Genomic DNA, 16,496 nt, shown 5'->3' on the forward strand with positions numbered 1-16,496 from the left:
AGCCCCACCAGCGACCCCATGATGACCCGCTTCGGCCCGATCCGATCATCGATCCAGCCACCAGCGAAGGACCCGGCGGCGGCCACCACGTTGGCGGCGATACCGAAGATGAGAATGTCGGCCGGATCCACACCGTAGACCGTGGTGCCGAGGATGGCGCCGTAGGCGAAGACCGCGCCGACGCCGTCACGGAAAACTGCCGAGGACGCCAGGAACCAGAAGGTGTTGCGCTGATGCCGCCACAGACCCAGGATGGTCCGCCAGAGACGGCGGTAGGACTCGAGCAGACTGACCTTCTCCTCCTCACCGGAGCCCCGGTGTTCAGGGGCGCTGAAGAACAGCGGCAGGGCGAAGGCGATGAACCACAGGGCTGAGAAGAGGGCCACCACACGGATGTTCATCGCGTCGTCGTTGGTCACCCCGAGCCAGTGCGTGTCCCCCGCGATGAAGCCCACGTAGAGGATGAGCAGCAGGAAGATTCCGCCCACGTAGCCGGCTCCCCAACCGATGCCGGAGACCTTGCCGATGGTCTTCGGCGTGGCCACCTGCAGCAGCATGGCGTTGTAGTTCACCCCGGCGAACTCGAAGGCCACATTGGCGGCGGCGATCAGGACCACGCCGAGTAACAGGTAGGCCTCATCCGGGCGGACGAAGAAGCACAGGGCCGTGAGCAGGATGACCGCGCCGGTGTTGACGCCCAGCCACAGCTTGCGCCGGCCACCCCGGTCCGAGCGCTGGCCCATCACGGGAGCGGTGAGCGCCACCACGAGTCCGCCGATCGCGTTGGCCGCGGTGAGCCACTGCGTGCCCCGGTCATCCGGCCCGAACGAGTCCGAGGCCAGGTAGGTGGCGAACACGAACGTCACCATGACCGCGTTGAAGGAGGCGGAGCCCCAGTCCCACAATGCCCATGCGGTGACGTGCTTCCGGTTCAGCGGACGATCGATCGGACCAGCGTCCGCCATGGCCGCGGAAGATTCCGCTGCATTGGGTGTGCTCATGCGGGCATGCTACTTGGCTGCCGGGTCCGGATAGTGAACGGCCGGCGACGACGCGACGGCCTTCCCGCCGCATGGCTTCCACATCAGTTGCTGGACAACACCCCGGTGTTGCGGTCTAACACCGGGACGTCCTCAACAACTGGTGGTTGGCCACCGTCCCGGCCCACCGCAGATCCGACCGCAGTTGTCCACAGGTTGTCCGGTCCGGACCCGCGAGACCGTCCACCGGACCACGATGGCTTCATGGTCCATCGACGCGCCCTGCCGGAACCGCTGCAGCACACGCCCTTCACCCGAGCTGAGGCACGTCGCCATGGCGTCAGCAGGAAGCGTCTCGAGGCACGGGATATCGTTCGCCTCGGCCACGGGTTGCTGGCGTCCTCGTCGGTTGACACCGGATGGCCCGCCGGCTTCGACGAACCCGGCCACGGAATGGGCCGGCTGGCCTTGGCCGCGTTGGCACGACAGTTTCCGGGCGCGGTGTATTCCCACAGCACCGCCGCCCTCGTGTTCCGTCTGCCCCTCCCGGACATCGTCGCCTCGGACAGGACGATCCACCTGACGTGGTGTAGTGGGACTGGAGCCGCCCAGCGCAAGGGCATCACGGCCCATCGTTCACCGGTGCCAGAAGAGGATCGGGCGCAGTTCCGGCGGCTGCCACTGACCAGCCCGGCGAGAACCTGGGTGGACATGGCCAGTCTCCTGGACCTCACCGACCTCATCATCCTGGGGGATGCCATCGTCAACAGACCGTGGGACCAGGATCGGCGCGTTGACGGCTTGGCAACCCTGGCTGGATTGTCCGACGCGCTACTCAGGGCAGGCTCGGTCAAGGGAGTCCGCGGTGCACGGGCCGCGCTGGCGAGATGCCGTGTCGGCGCCGATTCACCACCGGAGACGTTGACGCGGCTGGCCCTGGTGGATGCAGGCCTTCCCGAACCGGTCGTGCAGCTCAAGGGGAATCCCGGCGACCGCTTTGCCCCCGCGGCAGACCTGGGTTACCGAGATCAGAAGATTGCCATCCAGTACGACGGAAAACACCATCGCACGGCATCACAGCAGGCCTCCGATGCCTATCGAGACGCGTGGTTCCAAGAACGCGGATGGCTCGTGATCCGCCTGACGTCGCTCGACCTCGACCAGGGTTTCAGGCGCCTGATCGATGTGGTTCGCCGCCGGTTCGAGGCTCACGGCAACTCAGCCACGGCGTAGGGCACCGCAGTTGGTCATCAGTTGCTGGGTGCGACCCCGGTGACCGGGCCAAACACTGGGCACAAATTCAGCAACTGATCCTTCGAGCTGGCAATGCGGCCCCCGTCAGCGCTCGATGATGGTCCGGTGGAAGTTCTGGTGCGAGCGGGATGCCGTGGGGCCACGCTGTCCCTGGTAGCGGTTCAGATAGGGGCCGGAGCCGTAGGAGTGCTCGGCAGGCGAGGACAGCCGGAAGAAGCAGAGCTGGCCGATCTTCGAGCCGGGCCACAGCTTGATCGGCAGAGTCGCCATATTGGACAGCTCGAGCGTCACGTGCCCGGAGAAGCCGGGGTCGATGAAGCCGGCGGTCGAGTGCGTCAGCAGGCCCAAGCGGCCCAGCGAGCTCTTGCCCTCCAGGCGCGCGGCGATGTCGTCCGGCAGGGTGACCTGTTCATAGGTGGAGCCCAGCACGAACTCCCCCGGATGCAGGATGAACGGTTCCTCGGGGTCCACCTCGACCAGCCGGGTCAATTCCTCCTGCGGTTCGGCCGGGTCGATGTGCGCGTACTTGTGGTTGTCGAAGAGCCGGAAGAACCGGTCGAGGCGGACATCCACGCTGGAGGGCTGGACCATGTCCAGGACCAGCGGGTCCAGCTGGATGCGTCCGGCGCTGAGTTCGGCCCTGATGTCGCGGTCTGAGAGAAGCACCTACCCAAACTAGCGCAGGGCCGACCAAGGTGCAGAAGCAGTGCAGAAGCGGACACCGCCTTCGCCCCGTGTCCCGCAGTGACCTGCGGGGGAATCCGTGTAAGCTGGACTGCGCGTGACAGGCCGAACAGGCCGTGTCCTGCGGGCGTAGCTCAATGGTAGAGCGCTTGCTTCCCAAGCAAGATACGCGGGTTCGATTCCCGTCGCCCGCTCTCTTTATGCCCGGGGTGCGCCCGATCCGGCCGGATCCAGCCTCAGGGGCGGAACCGCAGGGGAAGGAGATGCCGTTGCTGGAGGTCATCTCCGGATTCACGGTCGTCTGGGTGATCATCCTGGTCGGCTACGCCACGGGCCGCTCCAAGGTCCTCGGCGAGCACGGTCAGCCGGTCCTGTCCCGCCTCGCCTTCTTCGTGGCCAGCCCCGCCCTGCTCTTCGACACGCTCTCCGCCGCTGACGTGCAGTCCGTGCTGGGCCCGCAGCTGCTGGTCGCCGGCATCTCCGCCTTCGCCGCCGCCGGTCTCTACCTTCTGCTGGCCCGGTTCATCCTGCCGAAGCGCGACGGCTCGGAGACCGTCATCGGTGCCCTCAGCGCCTCGATGGTCAACTCCGCCAACCTGGGCATCCCCATCGCCGCCTATGTCCTCGGAGACGCCGCCCTCGCCGCCCCGGTGCTGATCTTCCAGCTCGCCATATACACCCCCATCTACGTGGCCTCGCTGGACTCCACCACCCTGGCCGAGGCCCGCCGCCGCGCGGCTGCGGACAGAGCGTCCGGGCACGACGCCGGCCGCTCGCCCGGTCCGACGCGCCCGCCCAACCGGTGGGTCGCCTTCTGGCGGCAGGTCGGCCACATCGCGGTGAACCCGATGATCATCGGTTCGGTGCTCGGACTCGTCTTCTCGGCGACCGGGTGGTCCCTGCCGGAGCCGATCGCCGAAGCCATCAGCCTGATCGCCGGCGCATCCATCCCGGCCATGCTGGTGGCGTTCGGCATGTCCCTGGTCGGCTCCAGACCTTTCGAGAAGGCCGCCGGCCGCCGGCCGGACGTGGCCCTGGCCTCCACCATCAAGCTGCTGATCCACCCGCTGCTGGCCTGGGTCGTGGCCGGACCGCTGTTCGGGATGGAGGGCAATGAGCTGCTGATCGCTGTGGTCCTGGGATCCCTGCCCACGGCGCAGAATGTGTTCGTCTCGGCCTCCCGCTATGAGACCGGCATGGTGGCCTCGAAGGACACGATCCTCATCACCACCATCGTGGCGATCCCTGCCATGATCGCCGTCGCGCTGATCTTCGCCTGAGAGAGTCCTCGTTCGGCCCGGTTCAGGCTCTGACGCCGCGGCGACGAGCCCGCCTCATCCCGGCCCGCCACAGCAGTACGAGCCAGAACGCCAGGAACGCCACGCCCCTGAACTGCAGCAGCACCCCGCCCCAGGGGGCGACGTCCCCACCGGAGATCGCGAAGGCATCAGCCAGGCTCATGCCGGCGTTGAAGGACGCCAAAATGTACGCGGGAGCCCCGCAGGCCACCAGGGCCAACCCCAACAGCACCACGTGGACCGCTGCCCCGCCGGCTCGCACCATCCAGGTCACCAGTACCGTTGTCAGGACCACGCCCAGCCCGAGGACAATGATCACCGGGGCGAGGTGGAGAGCCTCATTGGCCTCTTCCATGGAATGACGGATCTGCCCCAGGGTCATCCCGGGCACGGCCGCCAGCGGATTCCACACGAGGATCTGCAATGCTGCCACGGTCACGTAGCCCACCACCACCAGGGACACCACGACGGCGGCGTATCGCTGCGACGAGTGCATGCTGCCCATCCTAGGATGGCAGTCATGCCAGAGGTCAGAGACGACACCGCCACCGGGACCGACGGTCAGCCGGCGAAGGACGGATCCGGGGAACGAGATGCCGGTGCATCAGGAAACCGCCGCCGTCGGACACTGGGTCCGGCCTGGGCCTGGTGGGGCGGCGGTGCCGCGTTGGCGCTGGTGGCCGGGGGCATCGCGATCGCCACGGTGAACACCACCGTCTATTCCCCCGAGGCCCAGGTCGAGGACTACCTGGCAGCGCTGGCCGCCGGTGAGGGTGGGACCGCGGTGGCGCTGGCCTCCAGTGACACTCCCGAGCTGGCGCCCGGCACAGCCACAGACCTGCTGCGGGGCGAGCCGCTGATCTCCGGCATGGCGGCCCTCGGAGAGCTCACCGTCTCCACCGGTGAGGAGACGGCAGACGGCCGGTCAACGGAGGTCCTGGTCGGCTACACCGTGGACGGCGAGGAGCACAGCACCACGTTCATGGTGGAGAAGGCGGGCCGCGATTGGCTCTTCTTCGACCGGTGGCGGATGGCGGAGGTTCCCGTCCAATCAGTCCAGGTGGTACCGACACCGTTGCCGGCCGAAGCCGCGTCCGGTCCGCTGACGGCCTCCGTGAACGGCATCCAGGCACCCCTGGTGACCGAGCAGGGCCAGACGCCCGGTCGGTCCTTTGCGGTGCTGCCCCCAATGGTGGTGGAGGCCGGCTTCGAGAGCACCTACCTGCAAGCCGAGCCGACCCGGCTGATCGTGGACCACACCGCGGCCGAGGGCACCGACACCGAGGCAGACGCCACCGAGCCGTCGTCCGATCCCCTCACGCTGGACCTCGCGCTGCGGTACACGGACTCCGTCTCGGTGGAGGTCAATGAGCAGCTGGACCGCTTCCTCGCCGGATGCACGGAGCAGAAGGTGCTCAACCCCGCCGGCTGCCCCATGGGCTATGACACGGTGAACCGGATTCCGCCGGAGTCGATCACCTGGTCTCTGGCCGGCGACCCCCAGGCCAGCGTGCACGCGCTACCTGCCGAGGGCGACGATCCGACGGCGGTCGCACCACTGGAGGCGGAGGCCATCCTGTCCTTGAGCGAGATCGACCTGATGACCGGCGAACAGCGCACGGTCGAGCACCGCGAACCGTTCACGCTGGAGGCCGACCTCACCGTCACCCCGGAGGCGGTGCGTTACACGCCGAACGTTCCCTGACGGCGTCGGGCACTCCGACTCGAGGGCGAGGAGAAAACGAGGGGAAGGCCACGGTGAAACGACGGGAGCGCACCTCTTCCCCGGGACTTTTGACGCCGCTACGGTGGTCGCACAAGATGCGCATGACGGAACGGTGTTCATGATGCGCAACGTCTGGCGGGGCTGCCCGGCCGTCGCCGCGGCAACCTCCCCGCCGCTCACAGCGCCCAGAGGATGACCCCCATGCAGAACACTCACCCCAACGCCCCCTCGATCGACCAGCAGGACCGCACCGTCCCGATCAACCTCCGGCAGTCCGGCCCGACCCCGGTCGAGATGCTGATCGACACCCGCGTCCGCAAATCTCCCTATTGGCACCTGTCCATGGAGGCCGGATGCTGGCGGGCCTCCGTCTACAACCGCATGTACCACCCGCGCGGCTACGTCCGGCCGGAGGACGGCGGGATGATGGCCGAATACGACTCGCTCGTGAACCACGTGACCCTGTGGAACGTTGCGGTGGAACGGCAGATCCGGGTGCAGGGTCCCGGCGCCGAGGACTTCGTGAACTTCGTCATCACCCGGGACGCCACCCGCATCCCCGTCATGCACGCCCGCTACGTGATCCTCTGCAACGAGGACGGGGGGATCCTCAACGACCCCGTCCTGCTGCGCGTGGCCGAGGACGAGTTCTGGTTCAGCCTCTCGGACTCCGACCTGCTGTTCTGGCTCCAGGGCGTCAACATCGGCCGCCGGTTCGAGGTGGACATCCGCGAGATCGACGTGGCCCCGGTGCAGATCCAGGGGCCGAAGTCGGTGGACCTGATGGCGGACCTCTTCGGCTCCGCCGCGGCGGAGCTGCCGCCCTATGGCCTGCTGTCCGGGGACGTGGGCGGCTGCGCCGTCATCGTCTCCCAGACCGGCTTCAGCGGGGAGAAAGGCTATGAGATCTACCTGAAGGACGCCACCCTGCACGCCGAGACCCTGTGGAACACGGTCCTGGAGGCCGGCAAGCCTCATCAGCTGGCCGTCGTCGCCCCGGCGCACCACCGCCGGATCGCGGCCGGGATCCTGTCCTGGGGCCAGGACATGGACCAGGAGACCCTGCCCTTCCAGGCCAACCTCGGCTATCAGGTGCCCCGTGAGAAGACCGCCGACTACATCGGCAAGGCCGCCCTGGAGGAGGCCCGGCGTCAGCTCGAGGCCGGCGCCCCGCCGTATACCCACCAGTTGGTCGGCCTGCGGCTGGGTGGCAAGCCCATCGAGGACTATGCGCCGGACTTCTGGCTCATCAGCGCCACCCACGACGCCGGCCCGGGCGAGCCGGTCGGCTACGTCACCTCTCCCTGGTTCTCGCCAGAGCTCGGCCAGAACATCGCCATGGGCTATGTGCCGTTGGACCTCACCCGAGTGGGCACCCACCTGTGGGTCCAGTTGCCGGACGAGTACTCCGATGTCCCGGGCAGTCCCGTGGCCGCCGAGGTGGTCGAGGTTCCCTTCCGGCCCTCCGTCAACCCGAACCAACGCGAGATCCTGCGCCAACGGGGGCTGGATGCCGCCGTGTGAGGACGAGGGTGGAGCCTCCGGGGTTCAGTCCGTGGACCGGGCCGCCACCGTCCTGCAGATCCTCGCCCGCCAGGGCCGGGCCGGCGTCAGCGAGATCGCCGCGGAGATGGGGATCCACAAGTCCACGGCGTCCCGCCTCCTCGGGGCTCTGGTGGCCCGGGAGCTGGTGCAGCAGGACCGGGACCGCGGCAAGTACCAGCTGGGGTTCGGCATCCTGCGCCTGGCCGCGGCCATCCCCGGCCGGTTGAATCTCGTCCAGGAGGCCGGGCCCCTGCTGCAGGACCTCGCCACCGCGGTGAAGGAGACCGTGAACCTGGCCGTGCTCCGCTCCGGCTACGCCGTCAACGTGGACCAGGCCCTCGGCCCGTCCACCCTGGCCACGCAGGATTGGATCGGCAGTCTGACGCCGCTGCACGCCACCGCCTCGGGCAAGGTGCTGCTGGCGGCCCTGTCCACGGATGACCGCCGTGATCTGCTGCAGGGCACCCGCTTGCCGCGGTTCACCTCCCGGACCATCACCTCACGGGCCCGGCTCGAGGAGGAGTTGCTCCAGGCCGCGCACGCTGGGTACGCCCTGACCCGGGAGGAGTACGAGATCGGGTTGTCCTCGGTGGCCGTCCCGGTCCACGACCACCGGGGCGCGGTGATCGCGAGTATCAGCGTGTCCGGCCCGGCCTTCCGGTTCTCCCCCGACGGCGATCCCGCGGTCCTCGAGGCGCTGCACCGGTCCGGCCTGGCCGCCAGCCAGCGGATGGGGTACTCGGCCGGCTGAGCCGGTCCGCAGATGTTCGGACTCGTCCCGCTGTCATCAAACAACTGGAGGGACTGCGAAGGTTCTAGTGGGCGCCGCGGTCGGACAGCGACTTGCCCCAGGCCTCGATGGCCTCCCAGTTGCGGAAGTCGCCGTACTGGCCCTTGACCAGCTTGATGCTCAGCTTGTCCAGGAAGCCGAGCTTCTCCTCGGTCAGGGCGCCGCGCAGGTAGGCGGTGTCCCGGGCTCCGTAGGAGTCGATGGTGGCCTGCAGCCGCGGGTTGATCGAGGGCGCCGCGCCGGAGGCGAGGATGAACAGGGACTTGTCCGCCAGTTCGGCCCGGTGGGTGTCCAGGAACGCCTTACCGGTCTTGTCCAGGGCATCACGGTAGATCGGCAAGGCCACCACCACGGCGTCGACCGTCGCGAGCCACTTCGGGGCGTCCTTCGGGTGCTCCACCACGGTGGTCACTCCCTTGTTCACGCGCAGGACCTGGGCGATCCGTTCGGCGATCTCTCGGGTGGATCCGTGCTGTGAGGAGGCTACAACCAGGGTGGTCATGGGACATCTGCCGCCTTCGGGTGTCGGGTGCGGTGCTGGCGCTTGTCAGTGTATCCCGCGCAGGTCCAGGTCCAGACGGGTCTCCGGCGCCGGACCGGAGGCAGCGGCCTGGGTCGCTGCCCGCGTCTGGGTCGACGTCGCCGTCTCGGCGCCGCCGGTTCCGGCGTGCACGGTCACCGGGATGCCCCAGTCCTGCTGGTAGAGGTGGCAGGCGGCGTGGTCCGGGATCGGCTGGCCCTTCTCACCGTCGCAGGAGGCGGCACGCGCGGTGATGTGCAGGACGCCCTCGGCCACCTCGGGATTGATCCGCAGGGTCCGGCGCAGTCCGGTCGAGGTGCCGTCGCCGCCCAGGAGCAGGTTCTCCGGGGAGGAGGAGATCTTCAGCTGCGTGGGATCGCCCCAGCGGTCGTCCAGCTTCTGCCCGGTGGGAGCCTTGAAGGCCACCGCCAGCTCCACGTCCCCGGCGGCGATGGCGGTCCGGGGACGCTGGGTCTGCAGCGCGCCCTCATCCACCTGCAGGTACTCCTCCGGCACGGAGAGCCGCACCAGCTGGTGGGCGTTGGTCTCCACCACCACGATCGAGGCGGGGTTCCCCTCGGCATCCGGCTCGACCAAGATGTCGGATGGCTCCTTCAGCCCGCGGGCCACGGTGGACACCTCGGCCTCGGTGGCGCGGCCGTCAGCAGCCACCCCGGCCGGGGCATACCGGCGGATGGCCCCGTTGTAGGTGTCCGCCACCAGCACGGAGCCGTCCGGCAGCGCGGCCACGCCCAGCGGGTGCTGGAAGCGGGCCTGCTCGGCGGCCCCGTCGCGGAAGCCGAAATCGAACAGCCCGGTCCCGACGGCGGAGCTCACCTGGCGCGCCGGCGTCTCGGATCCGGTGGTCGGCGAGGTGCCGGCCGTGGCCCCGCCCGGGGTGATGGACCGCAGGGCGGAGGACTCGGAGTCCGCCAGCCACAGGGTGCCGTCCGCGGACTCGGCCAGCCCGGAGGTCTGGGCGAACCAGGCCACGTCCGGGGCGCCGTCCTCGAGGCCCTCCAGCCCGGTGCCTGCGTAGACGGCGAGTTCCGCGGTGCGGGGGTCGAAGCTGAAGATCTGGTGGGTGCCGGCCATGGCCACGATGAGGGTGTCCTCGGCGGTGGACCAGAGCACGTCCCAGGGGCTGGAGAGGGAGGTCTGCAGCGGATCGGTGCCGAACGGCTCGAGGGACACGGACGCTTCACCCTCGCCGGACCCGGCATCCGCGGAGCCGCGGGCCCGTTCCGGATCGATCAGGCGCTGCACGCCGTTGCCGGCCAGGGTGGTCACGGTCCCGTCCGCCAGGTGCACGCCGCGCAGCCGGTGGTTGACGGTGTCCGCCACCACCACGTCGTAGCCCGCCACGGCGGCCACGCCCTCCGGCAGCAGGGTCAGGCCCTGGGGCTCGTTGAAGCAGGCCGCGTCCGGGCCACCGTCCGTGATGCCCTTGCTGCCCTCGCCGATGGTCCGCAGCACGGTGGTCAGGTCCTCGCCCAGTTCGACGAGCCGGTGGTGGCCGGTGTCCGCCACCAGGAACGTGCCGGGCTGCGAGCCGCGGGCACCCAGGGCGATGGCCTTGCCGGGGAACCTCAGGTCACGAGACACCGGTTCCGGCGGGACGTAGGGGCCGTTGCCGCGGTGCAGGGTGCCCTTGGTCTCGTGCTCCGCCACCAGCTCGTTGACGAGCGAGGTCAGCCCGGCCACATGGCCTTCTCCGGAGAGGTGTGCGGCGATGTAGCCCTCAGGGTCCACCACCACCAGGGTGGGCCACGCGCGGGCCGAGTAGGCCTGCCACGTGGTGAGGGTCGGATCGTCCAGCACAGGGTGCTGGACGTCATAACGTTCCACGGCCGCCGCGAGCGCGTCCGGGTCCGCCTCGTGATCGAACTTCGGCGAGTGCACGCCCACGGTCACGAGCACCTCATGGAACTCGGCCTCCAGGGGCCGCAGCTCGTCCAGCACGTGCAGACAGTTGACACAGCAGAAGGACCAGAAGTCCAGGATCACGATCTTGCCGCGCAGCGATTCCAGGTCCAGGGCCGTGCCGCCCGTGTTCAGCCAGTTGCGGCCGACGAGCTCGGAGGCGCGGACGCGGGAGGTGGTCCGCAGTCCGGAGGCACTGGAAGCGGCATCATCGGGGGCTGCTGTGGTGACCGGCTGGTCGGCAGGGGTGCTCATGAGGTCCATTCTCGTCTGCGGGCGTCGGGCGATGCCACTCGGTGGCGTCATACAGGGACAACGACGCCGGGCGCCGTCACCATTCCCGGCTCCGCTGGCGCCCCTTCTAATGCATGCATCAATGCATGCAAGTTATAGGCTGACTTCGTGACCGAACGCATTCTGCTCCCCTGGCATGACCCCGCTCCCCGTTCCATGGCCCTCCGCATGGCCGCTGTGGCCGCCCAACGCATCGTGGAGGGCCGGCACGAGCCCGGGGAACTGCTCACGGAAGCAGACTTGGCCGAGGCCGCCGGCGCCAGCCGGACGCCGGCCCGGGAGGCCATGCTGCACTTGCAATCATGGGGCCTGGTGCGGCTCGCTCCGAAGAAGGGTGGCATCGTCACCGCAGTCTCGGGTGGCGAACGTCGCGATCTGCTGGACCTCCGCGCCATGTGGGAGGTCCGCAGCGTTGAGCTGCTTGCCCCGTCCGCCCCCGATCGCTCCGAACTGGTGGCCGCCTTGAGAACCAGCCTGGAAGACCAGCGGGCCGCCCTCGATGCCGGTGACGTCCTGCTCTTCGCCGAGGCAGACTTCGGTTTCCACCTGCGGATCATCGAGTCCGGCGGCAACCGCGTGGTCACCGAACTCGCCACCGCCCTGGGACCGCGTTTCGCCCGGCTGACCTACCAGGCTGCCCATGGCGACCTCGAGGCCGCCCGCCGCTACCACGGCGAGCACGAGGACCTGCTCCGGCCCATCGAGGCCGGTGATCCCACCGCCTTCGAGACAGCCGTGCGCCACCACATCCGGTCCGCCCACTTCCCGGAGGCCCACCAGTGAGCCGGACTGCGGTCCCGGCGGCGGAACCCGGCCACCGACCTCCGTGGCTCCGGGTGGCTCCGGCGGTGTTCCTGTTGGCCTGGGGTGGCAACCATTTCACCCCCCTGCTGCACCTCTACGAGGAACTCGGGAACTACTCGCCATGGCAGGCGAACCTCCTGCTGGGCATGTACGTCTTCGGCCTGATCCCGGGACTGCTCGTGGCCGCTGCCTTGTCCGACCGGTACGGCCGGCGACCCGTGATGCTGGCCGGAGTGGCCGCCGCCACCGCCGGCAGCGTCCTCCTGGGCCTGGGGCTCCACTCGATGATCCTGCTCTGCCTCGGCCGGGCTCTCGCCGGCATCGGCGTGGGCGTGGCCATGTCCGTCGGGGCCTCCTGGATCAAGGAACTGTCCGCACCGCCCCATGACACCCAGGCCCCGGACGGAGCGGGATCGCGCCGCCCATCGCTCACCCTGACCCTGGGCTTCGCGCTCGGGGCGGGCGTCACCGGGTTATTGGCGCAATGGGCCCCGGCCCCGGCGCAACTGCCCTACGCCGTCCACCTGGCGCTCATGGCGGGATCCGTCCTCCCACTGTTGTCGGCACCGGAGACCGTCGGCCGCCAGCAGCAGGCCACCCGGCCGTGGTGGCAGGACCTTCGCGTTCCTTCGGTCGGTCACCGCCGGTTCACCCGGCTCGTCCTGCCGGCGGCGCCGTGGGTCTTCGCGGCGGCAGGGGTCGCCTATGCGATCATGCCGGCCGTGGTGGCTCCAGGTCTCGGCGACTGGGCGACGCTGTATGCCACCGTGCTGACCGTCCTCACGCTCGGTTCCGGGGCCGCCGTCCAGCCCGTCGTGGCCCACATCGACCGGCGCACCCGCGGCCGGGCCCTGTCCCTCGGATTGGCCCTCATGGTCTCGGGGATGGTGCTGGCCGTGGTGGCCGGGCTGTTACGTGATCCGGTCTTCGCCCTGGCCGTGGCCGTGGTGCTCGGAGTGGCCTATGGCATCACCGTGGTCGCCGGGCTGGCCCACGTCCAGGCCATCGCCACGCCGCAAGACCTCGCCGGCCTCACCGGCATCTTCTACGCCCTGGCCTATTCGGGCTTCCTGCTGCCCACCCTGCTGGCCGCGTTGCTGCCGGTGTCTTCCTACCCGGTGTCCCTGACCGCGGTGGCGGTCGTGTGCGTCGTCTGCCTGGCATTCGTGTCCACGGGTGCCCGGCGCCTGCGCAGGCTGTCCGCTCCGGAGCAGTCCGGAACGTAGCCGCGCCGGACTACTCCTCGTGGCCCTGGTCTCGACTCATCTGGCCGTCAGCCGGCGGCGTCTCCCCCGGGGGCACGCTGCCACCGCGGTCCAGGCCGGTGACGTTCTCCTCCGCCGGATCCGGGTTCGCGGACTCGGACTGTTCCTCGGAGTAGGTGTCCCCGTCCTCCTCCGCCGGCATTCCCGGCTGGTTGGCGGCACCCGTGACGCCGCGCTGGGGCTGCTGGGTGCGCCGTTCGTCGAGTTCGTTGCTCTCCGTATCCCGGAAACTGTCATCAGGCTGGGGCTGGGTGGCGCTCACGGCGGGCTCCTTCGAGTCGGTTTGCCGGTCAGGGGTTCGGTGCGGCCATCCTGACAGCCTCCCGGGCCGCGCGTGAACCCCTGCCGTCCACCATGGGGTCCAGGGTCCCGTCTCAGGAGAGGTCCGGGGTCCGTCCACGGCGAGATTCAGAGCGCCCCCTCGGCGGCGGCCAGGATCTGCTCGGCGATGGCAGTGAACTCTTCGCCGGCCACCTCCGAGTCACCGATGAAGGAGACCATGACCACGTGCTCGTCCGTCTGTCCGATCAGCACCTGCGCCGTGGTCTCCGCTCCCCCGCCAGCCGGGGTGCGGGTCCACACCAGGCCGGAGTCCACCCCGTCTCCGTCCGCCGCGGAGGTCCGGGCGGTGAAGTCGAACGTGGACTGCTGGAGGTTCGAGTCCGTGACGGTCATCGTCAGCTCAGGACAATCCGCCACGAGCCGCTCCACGTTGGCCAGGTGGTCCTCCACCACGCCGGTGTCCTCGAGGGAGGCGACCTCCACGGTGCCCGTCCCGGCGAACGTCTCGGAGCCGAAGTCCAGCCGGGAGGCGTCCGCCGCCGGCATGAGGATGGGCGACCAGTCCACCGCCGTCAGGGGGGACTTGCAGCTGGCCGGCTCCACCGTGGTGCCGGAGGAGTTCGTCTGGCGCAGCCGGGCGTCCTCGCGTGTGGCGGCGATCTCGGTGTCCGTGGCCGAGACCTGGTTGGTGAATCCGAAGCTGGCGGCCCGCTCGGCCGCGGCACCGACCGCGGCCTGGTCCGCCCGCGCGTCGGCGGCCTCGGTCTCGGTGGGGTCGGCGGACGGGTTCTCCGCGGTGATCCCGTGCGGGTTGGCGGGGACGGCGTCGTTCCCGTCCTGGTCACTGGCGCCGCCCGAGCAACCGGTGAGGACCAGCATCCCGGCCAGACCCAGGGCGGCCATCCGGGCACCCGGACGGGCCAGCCGGCGGACGCCGGGGGTGGTCAGGTCGGCAGGAGTGCGGCGGGCGGAACGCATGGTCATCGGCGGGGCTCCTCGTTCTCGGCGAGCTCTTCATACATGCGGTTCCAGGCCTTGAGCTCGGCCTCGTCGTTGAGGTCGGCCTTGCGGTCCAGCCGCTTGGTCTCCTTGGCGTCCGTGCGGGACCACATCACGGCCACCGCCACCGCCATGAGCACCGTGGGCACCTCACCGATCCCCCACATCACGGCGCCGCCGATCTGCTGGTCGGCGAGGGCGGAGGGGCCCCAGTCGCGTCCCGTGGAGCCGAACCAGGAGGCCTGGAGCAGGGATTCGGAAGAGGTCATGGCCACCCCGATGAACGCGTGGAAGGCCATGGTGGCCAACAGGATCACCAACCGGATCGGGTAGAGCGCCTTGCGTGGCAGCGGGTCGATCCCGATCATCACCGAGGCGAAGATGTAGCCGGTCAGCAGGAAGTGCACGTTCATGAACTCGTGCCCGAGGTGCTCCTGGAGGGAGAAGCCGAAGAACGGGGTGTAGTAGAACACCAGGATCGAACCGGCGAAGTTCACGGCGGCCACCACGGGGTTGGTGATGAACCGACCGAAGGGCGAGTGCACGATCCACAGGATCCACTCGCGGGGGCCGCGGGAGCCGTCCGTTCGGCTGGGCAGGGAGCGCAGCGCCAGGGTGACGGGGGCGCCGAGGACCAGGAACATGGGCGAGATCATGGTCAGCGTCATGTGGGCCACCATGTGGGCACTGAACAGGACCTGGCCGTAGATCGCCGGGGATCCCGAGGTCACCCAGAACAGGATGGCCAGGCCGACGACGAAGGAGATCGTGCGCAGCACGGGCCAGCGGTCACCGCGGCCGTGGAGCCGGGCGGTGGCGCCCACGTACCAGAGCGCCAGGAACGCGATGATGGCGACCCACAGCCAGTCGAAGCGCCACTGCGTGAACCAGGTCTCGAAGGTCAGTTCCGGGGGCAGGTCGTAGCCGGTGAGGATGCGGGCCGGAGAGGCATCCGGGGCGATCTCCTCGGGCACGGGCGGCGAGGTGCGGGAGAGCACGGTGGCCAGCCCCATGATCGCCGCCATGATCGCCGTCTCCACCGCGATCAGCTGCCAGAGCAGGCGTTTGGCGGCCGGCGGCGGGGCGCTGGTGCCGGTGGCCAGCCGCGGGATGACCCACAGCCGGTGCATCAGGCCGATCAGGCCGAGCAGCACGGAGCCCACGAGTTTGGCCAGCACCAGCACGCCGTAGGGACTGGCGAGCTGCTCCAGGGTGTTCATGCGGATGGCGGCGTTGACCACTCCGGACAGGACCACGGTGGCCAGTCCCAGTCCGGCCAGGAGCGAGTAGCGGTTGACCACGGTGTAGATCAGCGGTTCAGGGCCCTGTCGGTGGGCGGACGGCTTGCCGCTGGCGCCATCCGGTCCGTGCAACTGCGGGGAGATCAGGGCCAGGACGATCAGCCCGCCGATCCAGACGACGACCCCGAGCAGGTGCAGGCCGATCGAGTTGACGGCCCCGTTGTGGTCATCCCCGGAGGCCGAGTGGCCGATCAGGGCCAGGGGCACGATGCCGACCAGGCCGAGCAGGGCGGTCCACGCCAACCCGACCGTGGAGCGGACGGCCAGGGTCAGCGAGGTGATCACGGCGGCGAGGACCGTGACCACGGTCCAGGCCTGGCCCACGGAGATGTCCTGCAGGTAGCCGACGAGGCCGGAGGTGAACGAGGCGCTGGGGTCCAGGGGCATGCCGGAGAGGTCAGAGTAGGACAGCACGAGCACGGCGAGGGCGGACAGCGTCCAGACCACGGAGGCCGCGGTGGCCACCTGCATCAGCCGGGTGAAGGCCGGGTGTTCGCCGCCCTCTCCACGGTGAGCGGGCCGGCCGCGGGTGGGCGGCATGATGGCGCAGGCGAAGATCAGCGCGCCGACGGCGGTGGGCATGGCCAGGTTGTTCACCATCTCGGCCACCGGCAGTCCCCACCGGGTCAGGGCCCCGGGGTCCGAGAGCTGGTCCACGGCCAGGATTCCCGTCCAGGCGGCGGCGAGCACCAGGCTGACCGCGCCGACGACGCCGGCCACGGGCCATAGCCATACCGGCGCGGAGGTGCCCCGCTCAGCGGTTGGGGAAGAGTTCACAGTATCCATTCTCTCGCAGGTGGTCCCTGCCGGTGGGGGGGGGGGGGGGGGGGG

15 protein-coding genes and 1 tRNA gene are annotated in these 16,496 nt (G+C 69.5%); 8 read left to right on the forward strand and 8 right to left on the reverse strand.

Annotated elements, in window-relative coordinates; genetic code table 11:
- The coding region (locus RUH65_RS11570) for an MFS transporter (protein ID WP_313817583.1) at window positions 1–1,001 on the reverse strand (1,001 nt) is incomplete at its 3' end.
- Between the two features lie 243 nt (window positions 1,002–1,244).
- Between RUH65_RS11570 and RUH65_RS11575 the strand changes: the two genes are divergently transcribed.
- Window positions 1,245–2,213: a DUF559 domain-containing protein gene (locus tag RUH65_RS11575; RefSeq protein WP_313817584.1), complete on the forward strand. Its 969-nt coding sequence runs from the start codon at window positions 1,245–1,247 to the stop codon at window positions 2,211–2,213.
- A 105-nt stretch (window positions 2,214–2,318) separates the two neighbouring features.
- Here the strand turns inward: RUH65_RS11575 and dcd are convergent, their stop codons facing one another.
- Window positions 2,319–2,900, reverse strand: coding sequence for a dCTP deaminase (gene dcd, locus RUH65_RS11580; RefSeq protein ID WP_313817585.1), 582 nt, complete (start codon window positions 2,898–2,900; stop codon window positions 2,319–2,321).
- Window positions 2,901–3,041: 141 nt separating this feature from the next.
- On the opposite strand from dcd, the gene RUH65_RS11585 reads away from it, so the two are divergent.
- Together RUH65_RS11585 and RUH65_RS11590 are read left to right on the forward strand one after the other, a co-directional pair.
- Window positions 3,042–3,112 (forward strand) — tRNA-Gly (locus RUH65_RS11585).
- A 75-nt stretch (window positions 3,113–3,187) separates the two neighbouring features.
- The gene (locus RUH65_RS11590) at window positions 3,188–4,198 is read left to right on the forward strand and encodes an AEC family transporter (RefSeq protein WP_313817597.1); all 1,011 of its coding nucleotides are present in this window, start codon (window positions 3,188–3,190) and stop codon (window positions 4,196–4,198) included.
- Between the two features lie 22 nt (window positions 4,199–4,220).
- On the opposite strand, the gene RUH65_RS11595 is transcribed toward RUH65_RS11590, so the two are convergent.
- Window positions 4,221–4,712: a hypothetical protein gene (locus RUH65_RS11595; RefSeq protein ID WP_313817586.1), complete on the reverse strand. Its 492-nt coding sequence runs from the start codon at window positions 4,710–4,712 to the stop codon at window positions 4,221–4,223.
- 24 nt (window positions 4,713–4,736) lie between these two features.
- Here RUH65_RS11595 and RUH65_RS11600 point away from each other — a divergent pair, with 24 nt between their 5' ends.
- The 3 genes from RUH65_RS11600 to RUH65_RS11610 all read left to right on the forward strand — a co-directional run bounded on the left by RUH65_RS11600 (window position 4,737) and on the right by RUH65_RS11610 (window position 8,238).
- The gene (locus RUH65_RS11600) at window positions 4,737–5,921 is read left to right on the forward strand and encodes a hypothetical protein (protein WP_313817587.1); all 1,185 of its coding nucleotides are present in this window, start codon (window positions 4,737–4,739) and stop codon (window positions 5,919–5,921) included.
- A 222-nt stretch (window positions 5,922–6,143) separates the two neighbouring features.
- Window positions 6,144–7,466 carry a glycine cleavage T C-terminal barrel domain-containing protein gene (locus RUH65_RS11605; RefSeq protein ID WP_313817588.1) on the forward strand — a complete coding sequence of 441 codons (1,323 nt, stop codon included), beginning with the start codon at window positions 6,144–6,146 and terminating at the stop codon, window positions 7,464–7,466.
- Window positions 7,453–8,238, forward strand: coding sequence for an IclR family transcriptional regulator (locus tag RUH65_RS11610; RefSeq protein ID WP_313817589.1), 786 nt, complete (start codon window positions 7,453–7,455; stop codon window positions 8,236–8,238). The genes RUH65_RS11605 and RUH65_RS11610 overlap by 14 nt, the downstream gene beginning before the upstream one ends.
- Before the next feature lie 64 nt (window positions 8,239–8,302).
- Here the strand turns inward: RUH65_RS11610 and RUH65_RS11615 are convergent, their stop codons facing one another.
- Together RUH65_RS11615 and RUH65_RS11620 are read right to left on the reverse strand one after the other, a co-directional pair.
- Complete coding sequence (locus RUH65_RS11615) at window positions 8,303–8,779, reverse strand: flavodoxin domain-containing protein (protein WP_313817590.1); 477 nt, start codon at window positions 8,777–8,779, stop codon at window positions 8,303–8,305.
- A 45-nt stretch (window positions 8,780–8,824) separates the two neighbouring features.
- Window positions 8,825–10,975: an NHL domain-containing thioredoxin family protein gene (locus RUH65_RS11620; protein ID WP_313817591.1), complete on the reverse strand. Its 2,151-nt coding sequence runs from the start codon at window positions 10,973–10,975 to the stop codon at window positions 8,825–8,827.
- Window positions 10,976–11,122: 147 nt separating this feature from the next.
- On the opposite strand from RUH65_RS11620, the gene RUH65_RS11625 reads away from it, so the two are divergent.
- Window positions 11,123–11,797, forward strand: a complete 675-nt coding sequence (locus RUH65_RS11625) for a GntR family transcriptional regulator (RefSeq protein ID WP_313817592.1) — start codon at window positions 11,123–11,125, stop codon at window positions 11,795–11,797.
- Window positions 11,794–13,044, forward strand: coding sequence for an MFS transporter (locus tag RUH65_RS11630; RefSeq protein ID WP_313817593.1), 1,251 nt, complete (start codon window positions 11,794–11,796; stop codon window positions 13,042–13,044). Before RUH65_RS11625 ends, RUH65_RS11630 begins: the two co-directional genes overlap by 4 nt.
- Window positions 13,045–13,054: 10 nt before the next feature.
- Here the strand turns inward: RUH65_RS11630 and RUH65_RS11635 are convergent, their stop codons facing one another.
- The 3 genes from RUH65_RS11635 to RUH65_RS11645 all read right to left on the reverse strand — a co-directional run bounded on the left by RUH65_RS11635 (window position 13,055) and on the right by RUH65_RS11645 (window position 16,451).
- A complete protein-coding gene (locus RUH65_RS11635; protein WP_313817594.1) occupies window positions 13,055–13,345 on the reverse strand; it encodes a DUF6480 family protein in 291 nt (96 codons plus the stop codon).
- A 146-nt stretch (window positions 13,346–13,491) separates the two neighbouring features.
- A complete protein-coding gene (locus RUH65_RS11640) occupies window positions 13,492–14,349 on the reverse strand; it encodes a hypothetical protein (protein WP_313817595.1) in 858 nt (285 codons plus the stop codon).
- On the reverse strand, window positions 14,346–16,451 hold the full coding sequence (locus tag RUH65_RS11645; RefSeq protein WP_396180125.1) for a cytochrome c oxidase assembly protein: 2,106 nt from the start codon (window positions 16,449–16,451) through the stop codon (window positions 14,346–14,348). Before RUH65_RS11645 ends, RUH65_RS11640 begins: the two co-directional genes overlap by 4 nt.
- Window positions 16,452–16,496 lie beyond the last annotated feature (45 nt).

Origin of the sequence: Citricoccus sp. (genome assembly GCF_032154715.1) — a bacterium.
Taxonomy (GTDB): Bacteria; Actinomycetota; Actinomycetes; order Actinomycetales; family Micrococcaceae; genus Citricoccus.

What these genes read in the sequence shown, in the direction of transcription:
- RUH65_RS11575 (WP_313817584.1), top strand. Translation starts at nt 1,245, where the DNA reads ATGGTCCATCGACGCGCCCTGCCGGAACCGCTGCAGCACACGCCCTTC.
- RUH65_RS11645 (WP_396180125.1), bottom strand. Translation starts at nt 16,451, where the DNA reads ATGGATACTGTGAACTCTTCCCCAACCGCTGAGCGGGGCACCTCCGCG.
- RUH65_RS11605 (WP_313817588.1), top strand. Translation starts at nt 6,144, where the DNA reads ATGCAGAACACTCACCCCAACGCCCCCTCGATCGACCAGCAGGACCGC.
- RUH65_RS11615 (WP_313817590.1), bottom strand. Translation starts at nt 8,779, where the DNA reads ATGACCACCCTGGTTGTAGCCTCCTCACAGCACGGATCCACCCGAGAG.
- RUH65_RS11595 (WP_313817586.1), bottom strand. Translation starts at nt 4,712, where the DNA reads ATGCACTCGTCGCAGCGATACGCCGCCGTCGTGGTGTCCCTGGTGGTG.
- RUH65_RS11620 (WP_313817591.1), bottom strand. Translation starts at nt 10,975, where the DNA reads ATGAGCACCCCTGCCGACCAGCCGGTCACCACAGCAGCCCCCGATGAT.
- RUH65_RS11600 (WP_313817587.1), top strand. Translation starts at nt 4,737, where the DNA reads ATGCCAGAGGTCAGAGACGACACCGCCACCGGGACCGACGGTCAGCCG.
- RUH65_RS11610 (WP_313817589.1), top strand. Translation starts at nt 7,453, where the DNA reads ATGCCGCCGTGTGAGGACGAGGGTGGAGCCTCCGGGGTTCAGTCCGTG.
- RUH65_RS11640 (WP_313817595.1), bottom strand. Translation starts at nt 14,349, where the DNA reads ATGACCATGCGTTCCGCCCGCCGCACTCCTGCCGACCTGACCACCCCC.